This is a genomic window from Propionicimonas sp., assembly GCF_047606205.1.
Classification (GTDB): Bacteria; Actinomycetota; Actinomycetes; order Propionibacteriales; family Propionibacteriaceae; genus Propionicimonas.
Genome location: NZ_JASGES010000101.1, coordinates 1 through 6,320 on the forward strand (window position 1 = coordinate 1; position 6,320 = coordinate 6,320).

5 protein-coding genes and 1 tRNA gene are annotated in these 6,320 nt (G+C 70.1%); 5 read left to right on the forward strand and 1 reads right to left on the reverse strand.

The window, feature by feature from the left end; translation table 11 throughout:
- The coding region (locus tag QM633_RS06665) for a hypothetical protein (protein ID WP_415152955.1) at positions 1–696 on the forward strand (696 nt) is incomplete at its 5' end.
- 51 nt (positions 697–747) lie between these two features.
- Here the strand turns inward: QM633_RS06665 and QM633_RS06670 are convergent.
- Positions 748–820: transfer RNA gene (locus tag QM633_RS06670), tRNA-Ala, on the reverse strand.
- Positions 821–1,028: 208 nt separating this feature from the next.
- Between QM633_RS06670 and QM633_RS06675 the strand changes: the two genes are divergently transcribed.
- The 4 genes from QM633_RS06675 to QM633_RS06690 all read left to right on the forward strand — a co-directional run bounded on the left by QM633_RS06675 (position 1,029) and on the right by QM633_RS06690 (position 6,273).
- A complete protein-coding gene (locus tag QM633_RS06675; RefSeq protein ID WP_415152956.1) occupies positions 1,029–1,448 on the forward strand; it encodes a DUF5318 family protein in 420 nt (139 codons plus the stop codon).
- The gene (locus tag QM633_RS06680; protein WP_415152957.1) at positions 1,441–3,630 is read left to right on the forward strand and encodes a transglycosylase domain-containing protein; all 2,190 of its coding nucleotides are present in this window, start codon (positions 1,441–1,443) and stop codon (positions 3,628–3,630) included. Before QM633_RS06675 ends, QM633_RS06680 begins: the two co-directional genes overlap by 8 nt.
- Positions 3,631–3,731: 101 nt before the next feature.
- Positions 3,732–5,081 carry a glycosyltransferase family 87 protein gene (locus QM633_RS06685; RefSeq protein ID WP_415152958.1) on the forward strand — a complete coding sequence of 450 codons (1,350 nt, stop codon included), beginning with the start codon at positions 3,732–3,734 and terminating at the stop codon, positions 5,079–5,081.
- A 61-nt stretch (positions 5,082–5,142) separates the two neighbouring features.
- Positions 5,143–6,273 (forward strand): mannosyltransferase family protein, encoded by a 1,131-nt coding sequence (locus tag QM633_RS06690; RefSeq protein ID WP_415152959.1) that lies wholly within the window; start codon positions 5,143–5,145, stop codon positions 6,271–6,273.
- Positions 6,274–6,320: the final 47 nt, after the last annotated feature.

Here is a 6,320-nt window from a genome sequence, read left to right on the forward strand (position 1 = left end):
CCGGGCGGGTACCCGGCCGCGCCACCGACCGTCGCAGGCCCGGACGGCTACGCCGCGGCGCCCGCGGGAGTGGTCCCCGGCTCGCCGCTGACCACCCTGCTCGGCAGCCCGGTCACGGTGCGGGTCGTGGATCCCACCCGGTACGACGTCGGCACCAGGCCGGAGGGCGCGACCCATGCCCGGGTGACCGTCACGTGCCTGAGTGCGGGGCGGATCAGCTTTGGCCCCGACGCCCGCGGGAACAACCCCTCGGTGGCGTGCGGAAAGGAGGACGTCGGGGCGGTCCACGGGGTCGCCTGGCAGGACTTCGAACTCACCAGCGAGGTCACTCACTTCTTCTTCGGCACCAGCGGTGGCGGGAAGGCGTCCGCCTCGATCCAGTTCCTCGCGCAGGTGCAGACCCGGTTGGGAGTGAACGCGAACGGCCAGACCTACGGGATGAGCGGCGCTGCGCAGGGTGAGCCGGACCTGGTCGCGGTCTCGGGAGTCGACAGCAGCGGCCGGGACATCGATGGCTACAGCCGTCGGGTGGACCTCGACGCCTTCAGCCCCGATCATCCCGGGCAGCCCACCAGCCCCGCCGAAGCCGTCGAACTCCAGAGGCAGCGTGACCGGAACTACCCGCACGGCTGGGACGTGCCCGTCTTCACGTCCGACGGCACCACCCGGATCGGGACGCACCACGTCGGTTCCTGACCCCTACGTCGGACGCCCGGCGATCACGAGCACCCGGCTCCGGAACCGGGGTGGAGCATAGGGGATTCGAACCCCTGACCCCCTGCTTGCAAAGCAGGTGCTCTACCAACTGAGCTAATGCCCCGTGCGGCGTCATTCTCGCATCCTGCGAGGGGAGCGCCCAAACCGGCAGGGGCGGGGTGATAAGAGGAATCGCACCCTCGACCGGTCGTGCGCAGCGGTGGCGAGCGCCCCGACCACAGCGGGGGCGATTCCTCTCACGACACCCTCGCCGAGCGCGCACCCAAGCCACTGAATCGCCCAATTGGAACGGGGCATCTACGCTTGAACCCATGTGGTCCCGGCGCGAAGAGGTCGACTACGCCCTGCAGCGGCGCAACACGCTGCAGGCGCTGCGGCGTCCCCAACGCTCCCTGGAGGGCGCCGATGTGTGCGACGCCGACCCGCTGCTGCTGCGGGCGGCTCTGCACCACGGCGAGGAGTCGGCCCTGCCCTGCCCGATCTGCGACGCGTCCCGCCTGATGAACCTGAACTACGTGTTCGGCGACCAGCTCGGGCAGTACTCCGGACGGATCAAGTCGACCCCCGAACTGGACGAGATGGAGAACGAGTACGGCGAGTTCAAGGTGTGCGTCGTGGAAGTGTGCACGGGCTGCGGCTGGAACCACATGATCTCCGCCTACCTCCTCGGCGACGGCGTGAAGCGCCGGCCCCCCCGCCGCCAGGCCACCGTCGAGGACATCTATGGCTGACCCCAAGCGATCCGCGGGGACGCGGAACGCCCCGACGGCGAAGACGACCCGGAAGGGGAGGAAGAAGCGCAGCCTGTGGGTGCGCATCCCGTTGTGGATCCTCTCGCTCGTCCTCGTCGTCGGTGTGATCGGCGCCGGTGTGGTGGCCTACGCCTACACCTCGATCAAGCTGCCCGACCCCAACTCCGACTTCAGCACCAACACCACCTTCGTGTACTACAAGGACGGCAGGACGAAGATCGGCTCGTTCCAGGTGCAGAACCGGCAGTCGATCAGCTACGCGGACATGCCGCAGCACGTCAAGGACGCGATCGTCGCCGCCGAGAACCGCACCTTCTGGACCGACCCCGGCATCTCCGCCACCGGTCTGCTCCGGGCGGCGCTCGGCCTGGTCGGGCTGTCCCCCGCGGACGCGACCGCCACCGGCGGCGGCTCCACCATCACCCAGCAGTACATCAAGGTCATGTACCTCTCCTCCGAGCACAGCTTCACCCGGAAGGCGAGGGAGTTGCTGCTGGCGGCCAAGATGGGCCAGGAGCTCAGCAAGCAGGACATCCTCGAGGGCTATCTGAACACCGTGTACTTCGGACGCGGGGCGTACGGCATCGAGGCGGCCGCGCAGGCCTACTTCAAGGTGTCGGCGGCCAAGCTGACCCTCGCCCAGTCGGTCGCGCTGGCGGCGATCGTGAACTCGCCGGGCAACCTGGATCCGGCCAGCGGCAAGCAGCAGGCCGCCGACCTCCTCGAGCGGTACCAGTACACCCTCAACGGCATGGTCGAGATGAACGCGATCACCGCTGCCGAGCGGGCGAAGATCTACGACAAGCTCCCCAAGTTCCCGAAGGTCGCCAAGGACTCCGCCTTCGGCGGCCCCAAGGGGTTCCTGCTCACCATGGTGAAGAACGAGCTGCTGGCGAACGGCTTCACCGAGGAACAGATCAACGGGGGCGGCCTCAAGGTCGTCACCACCTTCGACGCCACCGCCCAGGACGCGGCCGTCGAGGCCGCCCAGAAGATGACGCTCCAGGCAGCGGGCACCAAGAAGGCGGCCAAGAACCTGCACGCGGGCCTGGCGTCCATCGACAACGCCACCGGAGGGGTGCTCGCGCTGTACGGCGGCCCCGACTTCCTGGAGAGCCAGTGGAACTGGGCGACCAACCCGCGTCCCACCGGCTCGACCTTCAAGACCTACGCCTTCGCCACGGCCTTGGCGAACGGCTGGACCTTCACCGACAAGCTCAACGGCAGTTCCTTCACCCCGAAGGGCGACCGGGTTCCCGTCCGCAACGCCGACGGGAACTTCGGCACGATCACCATGCAGTACGCGCTCACCCACTCGGTCAACTCGGCGTTCGTCGACCTCGTCACGCAGCTCGACGACGGCCCGTCCCAGGTGCAGCAGATGGCGGAGGACGCCGGCGTCCCGGACGGGGGCCACTGGGACCTGAGCAACCGGATCGCCCTCGGCAACACGGAGGTCAGCCCGCTGAACCAGGCGGCCGCCTACTCGACCTTCGCCAACCAGGGCCTCCGCAGGGACGCGCACGTCGTCGCGGAGGTGTACGAGTCCAACGGGGACAAGACCTACACCGCCGACACCGAGGGCAGCCAGACCATCGACATGGACGTCGCGGTCGACACCACCCAGGCGCTCACCAAGGTGACCCAGGACGGCACCGGCTCGCGGGCCGCCTATCTCGGCTACCCGGTCGCGGGCAAGACCGGAACGGTGGGCTACGGGGTCGAGAAGAAGACCGCCTATGGCACGACGACCGTCCGCGAGACCAGAGCGGCGTGGTTCGTCGGCTTCACCGCGCAGGTCACCACCGCCGTCATGTACGTGAAGGGCAAGCAGGGCACGAGCGACCTGGGCTCGGGCTTCTACGGGGCGACCTGGCCGCTGTCCACCTGGCTGGACTACATGAAGGTCGCGATGGACGGAAAGGACAAGGTCGCCTTCGAGCCGGCCACGTCGCGGACGTCCACGCAGGCACCCACGGCGAAGAAGACCCACACGGCCAAGGCGACCGCGTCCTCGACGCCGTCCGCGACCGAGACCCCGACCGCGACCGAGACCCCGACGACCGAGCCGACGACCGACCCGACCACGACCGAGCCGTCGACCGAGCCGACGAAGACCAGCGAGCCGAAGCCGACCAGCACCTCGACCGGGGGCCCGTAGCGCGTGCCCGGATGTCGCGTCCACACCTCCGGGGAGTCGCCGCGCCCGGCCGCGGTCCGTCCTTGGTCGCCGGTCAGGACTTCTCGCCCTAGGATCGCGGCGTGACCAGCCCCGCACCGGCCCTGTCGAGGGTCCTCGGTGGTCCGATGGGGCGGCACGCCCGCCCCACCGGGACGTGGTTCAGGCCCGCGCCGTTCGCCTTCCTCACCCTCACCGTCTCCTGGCTGATCGTGATGGTCAGGCAGGTGCCCTGCCGCAGCAGCAGCGACCAGTACCTGCCCTGGATGTGCTACTCCGACATCCCGATCCTCTACTACTGGCGTGGGCTCAAGGACGGCCTGGTCCCCTTCCTCCAGACCGACCTGGAGTACCCGGTGCTGACCGGCGCCTTCATGGAGTTCTGCCGGCGGCTGGTCGTGTTCCTCGGCGGGAAGAGCGAGCCGGGTCTGAGCAGCGACGAGGTCGCCCACGCCACGAACCTGTTCTTCGGGATCAACGCCGTGCTCCTGTTCGTGCTGATGGGGGTGCTGATCTGGGCACACCTGCGGATGAGCAGGCCGTGGGATGCGCTGATGATCGCAGCGTCCCCGGCCATCCTGACCGCAGGCCTGGTCAACTGGGACGCACTGGTCCTCGCCATGACCGGGCTGGCGATCCTGGCCTGGTCGCGGCGCAAGCCGTTCTGGGCCGGCTTCTGGCTGGGGCTGGGGATCGCGGCGAAGCTCTACCCGCTCCTGCTGCTGGTGCCGCTCACCGTGCTGTGTCTGCGGTCCAGCCGGTTCAAGGCGCTGGCCCTCGCCTACCTCGGCACGGCAGCGTCCTGGGTGGCGGTGAACCTGCCGGTCTACCTCGCCGCGCCCGAGGGGTGGCTGAACTTCTGGACGTTCAACGCCGACCGCGGCGGCGACCTGGGCTCGATCTGGTACGCGCTGAGCCTGATCGGTATCGACATCGAGTCGGTGTCGCGACTGGAGGCCGCGCTGATGGTGGCCGGCACGATCGCCATCTGCGCGCTGCTGCTGCTGGCGCCACGGCGTCCCCGCTTCGCCCAGGGGGCGTTCCTGATCGTCACCCTCTTCCTCGTGGTGAACAAGGTGTACTCGCCGCAGTACGTGCTGTGGCTGCTGCCGCTGCTCGTGCTCGCCCGGCCACGCTGGACGGACTGGATCGCCTTCTCGATCGCGGAGACCGCCTACTTCGCGGCGGTGTGGGGGCACCTCGACAACCAGCTGTCCAACGGCGCGGGCGACCACCGGCTCTACGTGCTGGCAATCCTCGTGCGGATCGGCGTGCAGCTGTGGATCTGCGGCCGGGTGGTGCGGGACATGTTCGACCCCCGCCGTGACATCGTGCGCGCCGGCGGTCTCGACGACCCGGACGGCGGCGTCCTGGACGAGGCCCCCGACGCGGCCTGGGTGACGCGGCTGACCCGCGGCCTGGCCGCGACATGAGGACACCACGACGTTCTTCTCCTGCGGTGCGCTCCCCCGAACGGCGCCGCGGGGCCCTTCGATGAGCGCGACGGTGGCCTCGCGCCGGCCCGGCCGGTCGTCGCGGCGCCGGGCTCGGACGGGAGCCGACGCGCGGCTGGTCGTCCAGGCCTGGTTCGGCACCCGGCTCGTGATCCTCGTGGTCGCGGCGTGGGTGATGCTGCGCGATCACCGCAGCGCTTCCGGCGTGTTCGGCAACTGGGATGTCGCGCACTACCTCGGCATCGCGGCGAACGGGTACGCGGAGGCGAACTCGATCGCATTCTTCCCCGGCTGGCCGCTGCTGGTGCGGCTGGTGTCCTCGACCGGGGTGCCCCCGCTGGGGGCGGCCATCGCGCTGGCGCTCGCCGCGTCCGGCCTCGCGACCGCTGCCCTCTACCGGTTGGGCGGGGCGCCGGCGGCGATCGCCTGGCTGCTGGCGCCGACCGCGGTGTTCACCGTGGTGCCCTACACCGAGGCGGTCTTCTGCGCTGCGGCCTTCTGGGCGTGGGAGCGGGCGAGCGCGAAGCAGTGGGGTGCGGCCGCCGTTCTCGCCGCGGTCGCGGCGTCCGTCCGCGTCTCGGGGGTGTTTCTGATCGCGGCCCTCGCCGTCCTCGCGCTCACCCAGGCCGGCGCGCCGCGGGTCCGTGGCCGCCGGCTGCTCTGGCTGGCGGTTCCGGTCTCCGTGGTCGCCGCCTACCTGGGCTACCTGTACGTGATCACCGGAAGCTGGACGGCCTGGCTGGACGCGCAGGAGGCCGGCTGGGCGCGCGGCTTCGCCTGGCCGTGGGAATCGCTGCGGCACACCTTGTCCGTCCTCGAGCCCGGGGCGTACGCCGACCACCCGGAATGGCACTGGGTGTTCCTCGCCGAGATCATCAGCATGGCCGTGGGGCTGGTGGTCACGCTCGTGTGCCTCGTGCGGCGGCGCTGGGGGGAGGCGACCTGGGTCGGGCTCCAGGTGGTCGCGTTCGGTACGTCCTACTGGTTCATGAGCGTGAACAGGGCGGTCCTGCTGTGGTTCCCGTTGTGGACGGAGCTCGGCCGCATCCCCGCGTCGAGGGGACGCCTCCCTGCCTGGCGCGCCGTCCTGATCGGTGTGCTGGTGCTCGCCGCACTGGCCGTCCAGGCGGTCTGGTCGTGGCTGTTCTTCACTGGCCGCTGGGCCAGCTGAGGGAGGCGGCGACCCGGCCACGCGCCGGGGATGTCTTGGGTCGGCCC